The sequence below is a fragment of the Marnyiella aurantia genome, assembly GCF_014041915.1.
Lineage (GTDB): Bacteria > Bacteroidota > Bacteroidia > Flavobacteriales > Weeksellaceae > Marnyiella > Marnyiella aurantia.
In genome coordinates, this window is sequence record NZ_CP059472.1 from 1173855 (window position 1) to 1190362 (window position 16508).

General features: G+C 44.5%; 4 protein-coding genes, 2 tRNA genes and 3 rRNA genes. 1 reads left to right on the top strand and 8 read right to left on the bottom strand.

Features of this window, described 5'->3' with window-relative positions:
- Positions 1-77: 77 nt before the first annotated feature.
- Entirely contained in the window at positions 78-1703 is a 1626-nt protein-coding gene (gene groL / locus H1R16_RS05420) for a chaperonin GroEL (RefSeq protein WP_181887789.1), read from the top strand.
- 1011 nt (positions 1704-2714) lie between these two features.
- Here the strand turns inward: groL and rrf are convergent.
- The 8 genes from rrf to sov form a co-directional block, all read right to left on the bottom strand.
- A 5S ribosomal RNA gene (gene rrf / locus H1R16_RS05425) occupies positions 2715-2822 on the bottom strand.
- Positions 2823-3005: 183 nt separating this feature from the next.
- Positions 3006-5774: ribosomal RNA gene (locus H1R16_RS05430) — 23S ribosomal RNA — on the bottom strand.
- A 208-nt stretch (positions 5775-5982) separates the two neighbouring features.
- Positions 5983-6056 (bottom strand) — tRNA-Ala (locus H1R16_RS05435).
- 89 nt (positions 6057-6145) lie between these two features.
- A tRNA-Ile gene (locus H1R16_RS05440) sits at positions 6146-6219 on the bottom strand.
- Between the two features lie 232 nt (positions 6220-6451).
- Positions 6452-7968: ribosomal RNA gene (locus H1R16_RS05445) — 16S ribosomal RNA — on the bottom strand.
- The 16S, 23S and 5S rRNA genes sit together here with 2 tRNA genes alongside, the layout of an rRNA operon.
- Positions 7969-8621: 653 nt before the next feature.
- Complete coding sequence (locus H1R16_RS05450; protein ID WP_181887923.1) at positions 8622-8912, bottom strand: VanZ family protein; 291 nt, start codon at positions 8910-8912, stop codon at positions 8622-8624.
- A gap of 55 nt (positions 8913-8967) precedes the next feature.
- Positions 8968-9345 (bottom strand): glycine cleavage system protein GcvH, encoded by a 378-nt coding sequence (gene gcvH / locus H1R16_RS05455; RefSeq protein ID WP_181887924.1) that lies wholly within the window; start codon positions 9343-9345, stop codon positions 8968-8970.
- 125 nt (positions 9346-9470) lie between these two features.
- A complete protein-coding gene (gene sov, locus H1R16_RS05460) occupies positions 9471-16505 on the bottom strand; it encodes a T9SS outer membrane translocon Sov/SprA (protein WP_181887925.1) in 7035 nt (2344 codons plus the stop codon).
- Positions 16506-16508 lie beyond the last annotated feature (3 nt).

The window sequence follows — 16508 nt, forward strand, 5'->3', positions numbered from 1 at the left end:
GAGCAAAGACTTTTCTATCGAATACTTTACACAGTGAGCTTCTAATATCTCACATCTAAAAATCTAAAATCTAAACAATGGCAAAAGAAATAAAATTTGATATCGAATCCAGAGACGCCCTGAAAAGAGGGGTGGATGCTTTGGCAAACGCAGTAAAAGTGACTTTAGGTCCAAAAGGACGTAATGTAGTTATAGAAAAATCATTCGGCGCACCACATGTTACAAAAGATGGTGTTTCCGTGGCAAAGGAAATTGAACTTGAGGACCGTGTAGAAAACATGGGTGCCCAAATGGTAAAAGAAGTAGCTTCAAAAACCAACGATATTGCCGGTGACGGTACTACAACTGCAACTGTATTGGCTCAAGCCATCGTACGCGAAGGTCTGAAGAATGTAGCCGCAGGTGCAAATCCAATGGATCTGAAAAGAGGTATTGACAAAGCTGTACTGGCAGTTGTTGAAAACCTTAAATCACAGTCTCAGGAAGTAGGTGATTCTTCAGAGAAAATCAGACAGATTGCGTCAATCTCTGCTAATAATGATGATACTATCGGTACTCTGATTGCTGAAGCATTCGGAAAAGTAGGTAAAGAAGGCGTTATCACTGTGGAGGAAGCTAAAGGTACAGATACAACAGTTGATGTTGTGGAAGGTATGCAGTTTGACAGAGGATATCAGTCTCCCTATTTCGTGACTAATCCGGAAAAAATGATCACTGAACTGGAAAATCCGTATATCCTGTTGGTTGAGAAAAAAATCTCATCCATGAAGGAACTTCTTCCGGTTCTTGAGCCGGTAGCGCAAGCTGGTAAGTCACTTCTTATCATCTCTGAGGAGGTAGACGGTGAAGCACTTGCTACCTTAGTAGTAAACAAACTTAGAGGTTCACTTAAAATTGCTGCAGTTAAAGCTCCAGGATTCGGAGACAGAAGAAAAGCAATGCTTGAAGATATTGCCATCCTTACCGGTGGACAGGTAATTTCTGAGGAGAGAGGTTTCACTATGGAGAACGCTACTCTGGAAATGCTTGGTACAGCAGAAAAGGTAACTATTGATAAAGATAACACCATCATCGTAAACGGTGCAGGTGAAGAAAGTCAGATTAAAGGACGTGTGAACCAGATTAAGGCACAGATGGAGTCTACAACTTCTGATTACGACCGCGAGAAACTTCAGGAAAGACTTGCCAAACTGGCAGGTGGCGTAGCTGTACTTTATGTAGGCGCAGCTTCTGAAGTGGAAATGAAAGAGAAAAAAGACCGTGTGGATGATGCTTTACATGCGACAAGAGCAGCTGTTGAAGAAGGTATTGTTCCAGGAGGTGGAGTTGCTTTGGTAAGAAGTATTTCTGTACTGGATTTCGAAGGTGCGAACCAGGACGAATCTACAGGTATCAAGATCGTAAAAAGAGCCATTGAAGAACCATTGAGACAGATAGTAGCTAACGCTGGAGGCGAAGGTTCTGTGGTTGTGGCAAAAGTTTCCGAAGGATCTAATGATTTCGGTTTCAATGCTAAGAATGATGAATATGTAAATATGTTCGAGGCAGGAATCATTGACCCTACTAAGGTAGTACGTGTAGCCCTTGAAAATGCAGCTTCCGTATCCGGAATGCTCCTGACTACCGAGTGTGTAATTACTGAGGTGAAGAGTGCAGAACCAGCGATGCCAATGGGCGGCGGGGGAATGCCGGGAATGATGTAAGCTTCGCGCTTTAACCCACATTGCATAAACAATCCGTTCAGATTTTTCTGGGCGGATTTTTTGTTGGTTGCTATTTAAAAAAAAGCTATGAATTCACAGAGAACGATGTAATTACAATTTTTGAATTACGGATTATGTATTTTGAACTGTGGATTAGGATCTGGACTTTTAATCCATATGCTAATCGATTAAAAATCAGGTGAATCGTCTGAAGCCCTAGCTCTTGGCTCGTGGCTCTTGCTTTCTAGTGACGGGTAACTGGTGATTGGTTGAGCGCTCAACGGTTAGCGGTCAGTGGTTAGCTTCTGGCTTTAAACTATAAGATTTACGCTGTAAGCCCACCTGATAAATGATTGAAAAGCCTGTCAGCGATCGCTGCAGCTTTTTAACTTCTAAGCTCTAGCATCTGACATCTGAAGTCTTTGTTAGTGGTGACTGGTGACTGGTGATTAGTGACTGGTAAATGGTGATTGGTTGAGCATTCAGCGGTTAGCGATCAGTGAGTAGCTTTTGGCTTCAAGCTATTAGGTTTTAGCTGTTTGCACAGCTGCCAGGCGGTTGGGAAACCAGTCAGCGATAGCTGCAGCTTCTAACTTCTAAGCACTAAGCCCTGATATTTCACCTCTAATATCTGACATCTGAAGTCTTTGTTATTGGTGATCGGTGACTGGTGATTAGTTTGCGCATTCAGCGGTCAGCTATCTGCCATAAGTTTCAGGCACTAAACCCTGCATTATTCTTTTGTAATCCTCGCCAATTTCTAAGTTCTAGCATCTAATATCTCACCTCTGATATAGGAAGTCTTTGTTAGTGGTGATTAAGTAACTGGTGATGGGTGATTGGTGACTGGTTAGTTTGACCTATAGCTGCAGTTTCTAATTTCTAACTTCTAACTTCTAACTTCTAACATCTAACCTCTCATATCTGAAGTCTAGGTTCATGGTTCTGGCTCTTTCTTCTCTCCAAAACAAAAAAAATCCTTCACTCTTACGAATGAAGGATTTAAAAAAAAACTGGCGGCGACCTACTCTCCCGCGTTAGCAGTACCATCGGCGCTAGAGGGCTTAACTTCTGTGTTCGGAATGGGAACAGGTGAGCCCCTCTGCTAAAACCACCCTAAAGGTTGTTTTGTACAAAAGGTTGTACAGTATATGTATTTTAAATAAGATTGGAGATGGATAGATTTGAGACACGAGACATTAGTCTCTTATCTCTTGTCTTTAAACCTTCTGTCTGATTTAAAAATCGATAAAAACGTTCACAAAGAGATAACCGTGCTGCACCTACGGTTGCGCCTAATTAGGCTATAAATCTACGGGTAATTAGTACTACTCGGCTATGCCATTACTGACTTTACACCTATAGCCTATCAACGTGGTCATCTCCCACGACCCTTAAAAGATGTCTCATCTTGAGGCAGGTTTCGCACTTATATGCTTTCAGTGCTTATCCTTTCCAAACGTAGCTACTCTGCGGTGCGCCTGGCGGCACAACAGATACACCAGAGGTTTGTTCAAGTCGGTCCTCTCGTACTAAACTCAAGCCCTCTCAAACATCTAACGCCCGCAATAGATAGAGACCGAACTGTCTCACGACGTTCTGAACCCAGCTCGCGTGCCACTTTAATGGGCGAACAGCCCAACCCTTGGGACCTTCTCCAGCCCCAGGATGTGACGAGCCGACATCGAGGTGCCGAACCTCCCCGTCGATGTGAGCTCTTGGGGGAGACTAGCCTGTTATCCCCGGAGTACCTTTTATCCTATGAGCGATGGCCCTTCCATACGGAACCACCGGATCACTATGTCCTGCTTTCGCACCTGATCGACTTGTAGGTCTCACAGTCAAGCACCCTTATGCCATTACACTCTACGCACGGTTACCAAGCGTGCTGAGGGTACCTTTGAAAGCCTCCGTTACTCTTTTGGAGGCGACCACCCCAGTCAAACTACCCACCACGCAGTGTCCTCGATTGCTCGAGTTAGGCTCCAAATAAACAAAGGGTGGTATTTCAACGTTGACTCCACCAACACTGGCGTGCCGGCTTCAAAGTCTCCCACCTATCCTACACATTGTTTATTCAAAGTCAATACGAAGTTATAGTAAAGGTTCACAGGGTCTTTTCGTCCCATTGCGGGTAATCGGCATCTTCACCGATACTACAATTTCACAGAGCTCATGGTTGAGACAGTGCCCAGATCGTTACACCATTCGTGCAGGTCGGAACTTACCCGACAAGGAATTTCGCTACCTTAGGACCGTTATAGTTACGGCCGCCGTTTACTGGGGCTTCAGTCAATGCCTTCGGTTTAACCCTAAGCACCTTCCTTAACCTTCCAGCACCGGGCAGGTGTCAGACCCTATACAGCATCTTTCGATTTAGCAGAGTCCTGTGTTTTTGATAAACAGTCGCCTGGGCCTCTTCACTGCGGCCAGCATTGCTGCTGGCGTCTCTTCTTCCGAAGTTACGAGACTATTTTGCCTAGTTCCTTAACCATGATTCACTCTAGCACCTTAGGATTCTCTCCTCGACTACCTGTGTCGGTTTTGGTACGGGTTGCTTCACTTCGGCTTTTCTTGGAATCTATTTCCCTGCAGCAGCTTCGCCCGAAGGCTAGGCCTTGACTATTCCGTCAGTCTCCAGCAAGTACGTAAATCCGTCCCCTTTTTAATGTGAGCAAGTTAGGGAATATTAACCCTATGTCCATCCACTACCCCTTTCGGGTTCGCGTTAGGTCCCGACTAACCCTCAGCTGATTAGCATGGCTGAGGAAACCTTAGTCTTTCGGTGAGCGGGTTTCTCGCCCGCTTTATCGTTACTTATGCCTACATTTTCTTTTCTATCCGCTCCACAATACCTCACAGTACTGCTTCAGCGCAAATAGAATGCTCTCCTACCAGATGTATCCCTAGGATACAAATCCATAGCTTCGGTAATATGCTTATGCCCGATTATTATCCATGCCGGACCGCTCGACTAGTGAGCTGTTACGCACTCTTTAAATGAATGGCTGCTTCCAAGCCAACATCCTAGCTGTCAATGCAGTCCAACCGCGTTATTTCAACTTAGCATATATTTTGGGACCTTAGCTGTTGGTCTGGGTTCTTTCCCTCTCGGACATGGACCTTAGCACCCATGCCCTCACTGCCGACGAACATTTATTAGCATTCGGAGTTTGTCAGGAATTGGTAGGATTTGACTCCCCCGCATCCAATCAGTAGCTCTACCTCTAATAAACTTAACATCGACGCTGCACCTAAATGCATTTCGGAGAGTACGAGCTATCTCCCAGTTTGATTGGCCTTTCACCCCTACCCACAAGTCATCCGAAGACTTTTCAACGTCAACCGGTTCGGTCCTCCACTTTGTGTTACCAAAGCTTCAACCTGCCCATGGGTAGATCACAAGGTTTCGCGTCTAATCCTACTAACTATGCGCCCTATTCAGACTCGCTTTCGCTCCGGCTCCGGACCTGAAGTCCTTAACCTCGCTAGTAAAATTAACTCGTAGGCTCATTATGCAAAAGGCACGCCGTCACCCAACTTGTGGGCTCCGACCGCTTGTAGGCGTACGGTTTCAGGTTCTCTTTCACCCTTCTATTCGAAGTGCTTTTCACCTTTCCTTCACAGTACTTGTTCACTATCGGTCTTTCAGGAGTATTTAGCCTTGGAGGATGGTCCCCCCATATTCAGACAGGATTTCACGTGTCCCGCCCTACTCATTTATCATCAAAATATGCCTTTCATATACCGGGCTGTCACCGTCTATGGCCGTTCTTTCCAAAACGTTCTATTAAACATATAAAGACTTTTGGGCTAATCCGCTTTCGCTCGCCACTACTTACGGAATCTCTTCGATTTCTTTTCCTCCGGGTACTTAGATGTTTCAGTTCTCCGGGTTTGCTTCTCGTTGTAAACAACGAGATGACTGGTCTTCTACCAGCCGGGTTGCCCCATTCGGACATCTCGGGATCAATTCGTGTGTGCCAATCCCCCGAGCTTTTCGCAGCTTACCACGTCCTTCTTCGCCTCTGAAAGCCTAGGCATCCGCCATACGCCCTTAACGATTTCTTTCCTAATATTTTTATTAGTTCAGTATTTTTAATAACAGCACAACCGTGCTGCCTTTTATTTTGTAAACTTTCACACCCGCAGGTGCTCGGTTTTCTCTTTGTGATGTTCTTACCGTTAATGTCAATGATCAATTTTCTTATTACTTCTTTAATGAACAGAAATTGTTTTTGGCTCTTTCCGTCACTTTTAAATTAAAGTGGTAATACTGTGGAGAATAAGGGAGTCGAACCCTTGACCTCCTGCGTGCAAGGCAGGCGCTCTAGCCAACTGAGCTAATTCCCCTCTAGTTCAGACTTGAGATTTCTAGTTTTCAGACCTGAGACTTTTTTGTCTCCTATCTTGTGTCTTTTAATCTCCCGTCTTGTAATTAGTAGTCTCGGGCAGGCTCGAACTGCCGACCTCTACATTATCAGTGTAGCGCTCTAACCAGCTGAGCTACGAGACTCTGTTTAGACATTAGATGTTAGACTTCAGATATCAGATTTTATTCTAACTTCTTTCTTCTAACTTCCAACTTCTTTCTTAATCTCTTCCCTATTACTAATTCCTAGTGGGTATATTTTAAATAAGCAACCAAAAAGTAAAAAACCAAAGCATCACTTAAAGTGAGTGCGTGTGGTACGACAAAGCGTACCGTGTTGTTTGTTTATTCTCTTCCCTAACGGGACGAGACTCAAAAATGAGATGTTCCAGCCGCACCTTCCGGTACGGCTACCTTGTTACGACTTAGCCCTAGTTACTTGTTTTACCCTAGGCAGCTCCTATTACGGTCACCGACTTCAGGTACCCCAAACTTCCATGGCTTGACGGGCGGTGTGTACAAGGCCCGGGAACGTATTCACCGCGCCATGGCTGATGCGCGATTACTAGCGATTCCAGCTTCATAGAGTCGAGTTGCAGACTCCAATCCGAACTGAGACCGGCTTTCGAGATTTGCATCACATCGCTGTGTAGCTGCCCTCTGTACCGGCCATTGTATTACGTGTGTGGCCCAAGACGTAAGGGCCGTGATGATTTGACGTCATCCCCACCTTCCTCTCTACTTGCGTAGGCAGTCTCACTAGAGTCCTCAACTGAATGTTAGCAACTAGTGACAGGGGTTGCGCTCGTTGCAGGACTTAACCTAACACCTCACGGCACGAGCTGACGACAACCATGCAGCACCTTGAAAATTGCCCGAAGGAGAATCTGTTTCCAGATCTGTCAATTCCCATTTAAGTCTTGGTAAGGTTCCTCGCGTATCATCGAATTAAACCACATAATCCACCGCTTGTGCGGGCCCCCGTCAATTCCTTTGAGTTTCAATCTTGCGATCGTACTCCCCAGGTGGCTAACTTATCACTTTCGCTTGGTCTCTGAATCCGAAAATCCAAAAACGAGTTAGCATCGTTTACGGCGTGGACTACCAGGGTATCTAATCCTGTTCGCTCCCCACGCTTTCGTCCATCAGCGTCAGTTAAATCTTAGTGACCTGCCTTCGCAATTGGTGTTCTAAGTAATATCTATGCATTTCACCGCTACACTACTTATTCCAGCCACTTCAAATTTACTCAAGACCCGCAGTATCAATGGCAGTTTCACAGTTAAGCTGCGAGATTTCACCACTGACTTACGGGCCCGCCTACGGACCCTTTAAACCCAATAAATCCGGATAACGCTTGCACCCTCCGTATTACCGCGGCTGCTGGCACGGAGTTAGCCGGTGCTTATTCGTACAGTACCTTCAGCCAGATACACGTATCTGGGTTTATCCCTGTACAAAAGAAGTTTACAACCCATAGGGCCGTCGTCCTTCACGCGGGATGGCTGGATCAGGCTCTCACCCATTGTCCAATATTCCTCACTGCTGCCTCCCGTAGGAGTCTGGTCCGTGTCTCAGTACCAGTGTGGGGGATCACCCTCTCAGGCCCCCTAAAGATCACAGACTTGGTGAGCCGTTACCTCACCAACTATCTAATCTTGCGCGTGCCCATCTCTATCCACCGGAGTTTTCAATAGTAACTGATGCCAGTCACTATATTATGGGGTATTAATCTTCCTTTCGAAAGGCTATCCCCCAGATAAAGGCAGGTTGCACACGTGTTACGCACCCGTACGCCGCTCTCAAAGTCCCGAAGGACTTCTACCGCTCGGCTTGCATGTGTTAGGCCTCCCGCTAGCGTTCATCCTGAGCCAGGATCAAACTCTCCATTGTATGTTTGTTCACTCGCTCACTCAAAGTTATTGACGCTTTGGTTTTTCCTTACTTTTTTTTTGGTTGTTATTTGTATGTCAATGATCTCTCTTCTTTTCGCTTTATTTCCAGTCACCTCTTCTGTCGTTGGGCGTCTGAATTGCGAGTGCAAAAGTATAAACTATTTTTTAAATGACCAAATATTTTTGAAGAAAATTTTACGTCCAGATATTCACTGTGTTATTCAGCAAACCCCTTCCTTAACTTACCTCTCCTTTCAAATCTGACCCCTAAGTCTCTCCTGCGCTTCCCCATCTCTCGTTACCTCGAATTGGGACTGCAAAAGTACAACTTATTTTTAAGTACACAAGAAAAAAATTATTTATTTTTTTTGACCCTGTATGTTTGTACTACTTCTGCTCCACTGTTAAGTGACTGCAAAGATAGAGTAAGAAAATCCCATTATGCAAATAAATCAACTTCATTATACTGAATTGTGGATAAATAGTTTTAGTAATTATTGATAATCAATTAATTACATGTCAAAAACACTTATCCACACAGTAAAAAACGTGCTTTAATAATCAAAAGGACATCGGTATACATATATATATAGCATCTCCAACACATATGTATAATGAAGATTCCGGCCAGGGCCGGAATCATATCAGTATCTAAAACTGTTTCGTTTTATTAAAAAGCAGCCGCCCCAAAAGCACCCCTGCAGTATCGGCAAAAAGGTCATAGAGTTCCAGTGACCGCCCCATCATCATCTCGTCCTGCAGAATCTCGGTGAGCAATGCGTATATTAACATAATCTGAATAAACGTGCTGAACTTAGTTTTGGGAAATGCAGCCATAAAACAAAAGCCCAAAACAACAAAGGTACTTAGATGGATAAACTTATCTATTCCCTGAAAAACAAACCAGTAATCAATATTCTGGCCACCCGGTCTCAACAGCATATAACTAAGAAATGCCCAATAAATGGGCAAAATCTTAATAAATATCTTCGAAACTTTATCCAAGTGTAGCCTGGTATTCTTCTGCGGAGATCAGTGCAGACTGGTCCGCATCCTCATCTATCTGTACTTTAATAATCCAGCCTTCCCCGTAAGGATCAGTATTAAGTAATTCCGGCTGGTCTTCCAGGGCACTGTTGAATTCAGTTACCGTTCCGGAAACCGGCAGATAAAGGTCTGAAACAGTTTTCACTGCCTCCACACTTCCAAAAACATCACCGGAGTTCAACTCGTCATCCACAGTGTCTACATCAACGAAAACAATATCGCCAAGTTCGCCCTGTGCAAAATCTGTAATTCCAATGGTACAGGTATTTCCTTCAATTCTAACCCATTCGTGGTCTTTGGTGTACTTAAGTTCTGCTGGTGTGTTCATTTTAAAATTATTTCTTCAAAATTAATTAAAGATATTGAGAGCGGCAAGGAAAATCACATCCTCATCCTTATGCACGTCCAACCTCAGGCTGGTTCTGCAATCTGCGAATCAGAATCAGTCATTCATTAAAATCCGCCGCCTCCGTCAAAGGTAAAAGTTGCACGGATTCCCGCGCGTATTGTAGACAGCGGGAAAGCTGTAGAAATCTTATACTTCGTCATCATCTGATCGTAAAACAACATCAGGTTCAGGTTTTGGGATGCATTATAATCTGCTGTAACTTTTATACTGAAAAGGCGTTGTCCTCCAGTAATCTGGGAATCGTCCAGAAGAATATTGCTGATTCTGGTCCTGTTGTCCCTAAGTTGGAAATCACCACGGATGTTTAAGTCGGTATTCAGCTTTGCAGCACCGCGCCTACGTACAGGTGGACCTCCTAAACGAAAATCCTTAATAATGTATCCAAATCCTACTACATAATCAGTTCCGGAATCTTCGGTCATCGTGTTATTGACCAAACCCAACATAAACATACGGTCCCTGTTATAATGTGCCCGCAACTGAATATTGTTGCGCATTGTAACATCCACACCTATTAGCGGAGCAAATCTTTCCTCATAACCCACCTGGGCAAATGTAAACGGATTCACAAAATTTCCGTTCACATCCCTTTGGGTAGGATCATTAAAATAATCAATGCTGGACTGGATACCTGTGGATACCTGTGTAGCATTATAGGAATGCAGGATATCAAATTTAGCAAAATAGGAGTTGATAAGCGGGAAATTGCGCAAACCGGAATACACCAGTCTCCAGTTTGGAAGCGGGAAGCCAGCCTTCCTGGCGTCGCCAAGTAATCCATCAGGATTCCTACCCTCCACCGCTGCCTGGAAAGCCGGAATTAAAACGTAAGCATTTGCCAACCCATATCCATCCTTAAAGCCATCAGCAACAGTTGGAGTGTTCATTTGCTGGGAAATAGCGCGCGCATTGGCAATCATGTTCCTGTAAATCTCATTCCCGGCGGTAAAGGAGGTGTTTAGCATGAGTGCGGAATTACTATATGTAATGAAATCATTAGCAAAAGCATAATCGTGGTATTGCCTGTTCAGGTTTTGAGGATCGTTAAAGCCGGCCTGAGTAAAATTACGCGTATAGTTATGCAGGACATTGAAATCTATTCGAAGATCACTTACGGGCATAAGTTGAAGGTTAGCTGTTAAGCTCCGGTTACGCATCTGGATATAAGGATCCGTCATATAACTGGAGGTACTTATCCATCCGTTCTCCAGCGCAATTCTCCTGATATCTGCCTGAGAGCCCAAAAGGAAACCAGCGGTAGGTCCTCCTAAAGTCTGACCGTAACCGTACCAGTTAGGGGCAGACAGAAGACCCGGTAAAACCGTTCCGTTATTTTCATTATAGCTGAAGTCCAACTGCCTGATTGAAGCCAAACCATAAGCCAGGCTCTGACCTATATTAAGTTTATTCTTAAACTTATAATCTTTATATCGGAATCTTCTTTTCTCCCACTGCGTAGTATATACCGTATTCAGGGAGTCAATTTCGCGTCTTCTCTTCTGCATCGTGGTATTGATGTCGCGGAAGTATTTCATCTTACTGAACAGTTTGGGAAAATCTGCAGAAGCAGTAGCTACTACTGTATTTGTATTCTGTCCTATCGTTCCCAGACTTCCCTCCGGGCTCATAAGCAGGGCCGTAGATCTTGAGTTCCAATTGTATGTCATGCCATATCCAAGTTCCGCATCAATAAAGTCAATGAACGGCAGATATTCAAACGGCAATCTATAGTTGGCCTGGATCCTATGGTTGTAAAGAACAGGACGACCTGCACGGAATACATTCTGGAAGATGGATTTATTATCCATTAAATTCACATCCAGATTATCATTGAGTGTACGCATCACCGAGTTTACTTCAAGTTTGAGCGATTTCGTGAAGTTCCAACCCAGGCCGTACTGCCAACCGAAATAAAAATTACGGTTTTTCAGGACATCAAAGTCACTACCCAAGTTACCGTTTAACAGGGCTTCAATATTTCTGAATTCAAGCTCATTATAATTACGGTCAATATCTGTACGGAATGAAAGTCTGGTAGGCACAGGATTAATATTGAATTCCTTGACCCATCTCAGATATTTCGCAGACTTGGCAGTATCGCTGATCATTTTCTGAAACGGTCTCAGAACCCACGGCTTGAAATTGTAATTATAATCCAGGTTTGCGCGCAGATACTGTCTGTAATTGTTCTTCGTATATATGTCGCGGAAATAATCATCGTTGTATACCATAGTAAGTGAAAGATTCTCCACATCATAAGGTCTCGGTTTGCGCTGAGCATTTACTCTCTCCTTCCGCATATTCACTACTCCCAAACTCCGCTGCTGAGTATAGGTGCGCGCTACATCCTTAAGCTGTTCCTTATTTGCAGCCTTGCTGAACTCAACATCATTATCCAATGGATTATATTTAGGATCTTCGATGGTTTGGGAATAGGAGTAATTTACCGGAATTTTAATTCCCGTTTTCTCAGGCAGGAATTTGTCTACGTTAACGGAAGCATTAACATTGAAGGCCGACTGTGTGGACTGGGTTCTTTCTGCAGGGCGAGAATCTATATTTCCAAAGCCGATAGTAGAGTAAGCCGCGTTTGTGTTTACGAGTGCAAAATCGCCCAGGTTGAAATTCAAACTTGCGTTTCCGGCGTAGCCGCCTTTATTTTCGATATCCGAAAGACGGATTTCGTTAACCCAAAGGATCAGGTCCTTGCCCGTTCCCCTGATCTCATTACGCACACCTACCATAATCGTGGTAATACCACCTAAGGTAGGCCGTCCTTTAATAAAGATTTTCTTATACTCATCACCATACTGCATATACTGGTACCTGTCCATGATTTGGGCACCGGACCTGTCGCGAATAATCTTGGCATCAACAAAATTCTGTACCTCAAGATCCACTTCATTTTCAGTTGGCCAAATATCTAATGGTGCCACTGCTGTCTTAGGAGTGTATTTCAGCGAAGCTTCATATTCATAATAGTTATCGGTAGCATCGCTCCCCATACGGATAAAGAACTTTGTATTAGGGTCAACGGTATTCTGGAAAGGATCGGCATCGTTCAGGTTTTGTGCATGCACAAACAGTTTCAGCTTTTTGAATCTTCTAAGGTCGAGACTTGTATTTTTGAATACACCACGTGATTCATTGGAAAGCCCCTTCACCTTCATATAAAGTGAACCTTCGTTCTGACGCTGTGCACCGGCGTTCCCGCTAAGCACCTGACGGTCAATTCCGGGAGGCAAGACATAAGGTGGCTGGTTAAGGCCGTTCTCCTCCAGGTTCACACTTCCAACTTCAAAGTTGGAATTGTTTACAAGTGTAGTTCCTTCATCAGTTCCTGCTCCGGTTAAAGTTGGGAAAATATTCTTGGTATACTTTCTCCAGTCCGAACGGATAAGGTCGAAAGTACCCAACCTGATGGTTGAAGTCTCATCGAAGCCTGTAAGCAGAAGTCTGGCAAAACGGACATTATTAAGAACCGAAGGATCATTATCGCCAGCAGTACTTACATAGTCGGCAACAGGAATTCTTACGAGGTACCATTTCACATCACTTGTAGTTCCGTTTTCGAATGTGACAGGCACCGATTTCACATCCACAATATGATTGGTCTGTCCGGCGGCAAGGCTTGCCGGATCCAGGTTTACTTCGTATTGGTTGTAATATTCACTTTGGTCCAGATTGAAATCGCGGTTCACGTCTTCGGCATCCGGTGTTTGAGAAGCTACCTCCAGTGAATTGCTTTTGGAATTTCCTTCCGGATTTCTAAAGTATTTGTATCGTTGGCGAAGTGAAGATGCTAAGTTACCCGGGAACTGATCATTCAGATAAAAAACGAAATCATCTGCAGCGGGGTCAGGAAGGTTAGTTACTGGGTTTATGAACGAGGTCCCAAACATCAATGATTCTCCACCGGCGTCCAGGCCGTCCAGACCAAGATCCTGCTGGGTCCGTTCAGTACCTTCGCTTGAAAATGCATAAAGGATCGGCGGCTGTTTTGGCTGAACCCCAAGGTTGGAATTGGAAACCGTGGAAGGAGTAGATGGTGTGGGCAAACCATTTTCATACTGCATAAGACCGTCCTTCAAAACATCCTCTGACACATTACCCAGCTGCAGCAACATCTTGGGATTGGTGCCCAGATTATTGCCGTCCGCATAAGGATCCATCATCCAGAACTCTACATATTCAATATTAGAATTGATAAAGTTGGATACGCTAATGGGACGCATCAGCCCACCCCAACGCTGCTGAGTAGTTTCAGTATTTGGATTTGCATTATAAGGTCCGCGTTCCTGAGGATAATAAGTGATGTCAAAAGTATTGGTGAAAACCTGTTCACCTGCTACGAGATCTTTACTGTTGAAAAGCTCCTGCACACGCACGCGCCTTGAAGCATGGTTGGAAACTGCCTGGGCATCTATACCGTTTGGAGCATCGCCGCCCACACCCCAGAAGCGTGGATCAATGTTGTACCAGGTAAGCAAACCTCTTCCATAACCATTAAGCAAAGTATTGTTCTGTCCTGCGCCGGCAAAAAGCGGATCAAGTTGGTTTTTTTCGGGCTTTGAAGCCAGTGACCATGCCGTAGGTTCCTTTAATGAAATGCGGGAGGTAGTCTGTTCGAAGTCGTCAATATAGGATTGGTTGTTTATGGCATTGTTGAGACCCGGAATAAGATATGCCCCTTCCATCTTGAAATTAAGGTTTGAAGGAGCTTCAGTGTTTACCAGCGGAATTTTATCCGCAAGTCTTGTCAGGAAGGGCAGTTCATTATTGTACATCAGATTGATGCCTGCCATTGTATTGTTTACGGCTTCCTGACCAAAATTAACCTTTTGGGTCAGTGGTGCTTCGGAATAGTTCACCACGGTACCACCCAGAATAAAGTTATCGCTGAATCTTCTTTCAAGATTCAGTCCCAGAAAACGCTTTCTTTGGGTATTGAAGGTAAGCTGGTTTTCCAGAGATATATTAATAGCCTGGCCACTCTGTTTCACCTGTTCATTGATGATGGTAACCTGTCCCAGCATATAATCTACAGTATAATCCGCACCTTCCGTAAGCTGTACACCATTGGCGGTCACTTTAACAGAACCCTGCGGAACATTAATGGCGCCAAGCGAGATACCCTGACCCTGTGAACCTTTATAGCGACCCTCCATCGTATAACGAAGCGCCAGATTACTTTGCGATGCTACCTGCTTTTGCTGAGTATAAAGGTCCGTAAATACATACTGAGGATCGTTGCTGCCAATCACAGAGGCCAGGTGGCTACCAAAAGGCTGCACCTTTGTAAACATCACACGGCCATCTTCCGGTCGGATGGTAATATTGGGCACAAAATCGAAAATCCCGTCACCCAACTGACCATTGCTGGACTGTATATCATTATTAAGGTTCAGACGGTCCCAATTCATCAGTTTCAGAAGGTTAATGTCCTGCACCGGAGTATTGGGAAGATAGTTCACCTTACCACCGGTCTGAGTATCGCGGTAGTAGATGTTCAGCATAAAGTTATCAGGATCCACCTGCATACTTTCCAGTGAATACATGTTCTTCATCATCAGGTCCCACATGGGTGATGATGTTTTCACAATCGTATTTGGTTTAAGTACTTTGGTAATGATCACGGGACTTTCCTCGGAAAATTCTCCCACTTTATAAACCTGGTTGGAACCGCTTACTGTATATGAATAGGATACGGCAAGTAGCTGATTGTCATTAAGCTTCTGATTCAGCGAAACATAACCTAACTGAGGATGATACCTGAATTCGTTTTCGGACAGTCTACGGGCTTTACGGTTGAAGATAAAATGCTCACCGTCCTGAAAGCTCTCAGTCCCGCCAGCTGCGTTTGGTAATGCCTGACCGTTTATGGTATTGTAAGTTGTATTTACATCCCTAAGACCCGGCCCCAGACCATTCACTGCCTGGTAAAGGTTGTTCTGCGAGTTATCCGGCAATCCTGAAACACCGTCTCCAAGATCACGTATCCCTACAATACTTTTCTGATAAGAAAGATTCCCATTACCCTGATCCAAAACCCAGGCTTCAATACGGTTAATGCTGATCCGGGAATTTATCTGAGGATAATTAAGAAGCGCCTGATCGTAGTCATTCAGGAAATAATGACCCAGAAAATAGTGCTGGTTGTCCTCATAATCGATCGCGTTGATCTTGAAGGTACTCATTACCCCACCACCCTGTACAACGATGTTGCGGGCTTCCCCCTGCTGCTGGGAGAAAACTACAGTACCGTAGGTCTTGCCTGCCTGAAATTCCGTTTTAATCCCGAAAAGCGATTCGGATCCACGGATAAGGCTGGTGGACAGCGGCATGTTTACATTTCCGAATTCAACTCTTTTTATAAATTTATCCTCGCCTCCGGTTGTAGGGTCGTTAAGCCCTTTGGTTTGCAGGTCTTTCCAGGTGCCCTTGGCCTGCCAGATCAGATTCATCCTGTTCTCAAAGGCGAACCCGCTTTGAGTATCGTAATTAGCCTTGAGCTGAAGATTTTCACCCACTTTACCCAAAAGCCCCAGCTGAATACGCTGTTCTATATCGAAAGCAAAACTGGTACGGTTTTGGGGTAATATGAGCGGATTATCAATTTTTTGGTAAAGTCCGCCAAGGTCAAATGAGGCGAATCCTGAGGGAATGATTTCAATTTTATTTCCTCCGAAAATGCTTTCAAAAATCTTATTGCGGACACTGAGTGTGGGCAGAATTCCCTGGCGACGGGCTTCATCCACATCCTTACGGAACATAAGGCTGTAACGGTCAGACTTGTCACGGTAATAATCGCGCGAGGCCTGCATCATCATAAAATCCTGGTATTCCTTAGGAGTCATTACGAAAGGCGGTCCGGTAATGATATCACCAATCTTGGGATACACATAGTACATCCCGGTTTTTATGTCATAATAACCTTCGTATACTGTAGGATCCGGAAGCTCATATTCCTGCCTTACCGAGGCTTCATTTTCTGGGGTTTGCTGCGCCTGTGCGGAGATTGAGAAACACAGAAAAAATACGGCGAGCAGTTTATAGAGCAAGAGGCTGTTTTTTACCAAAAT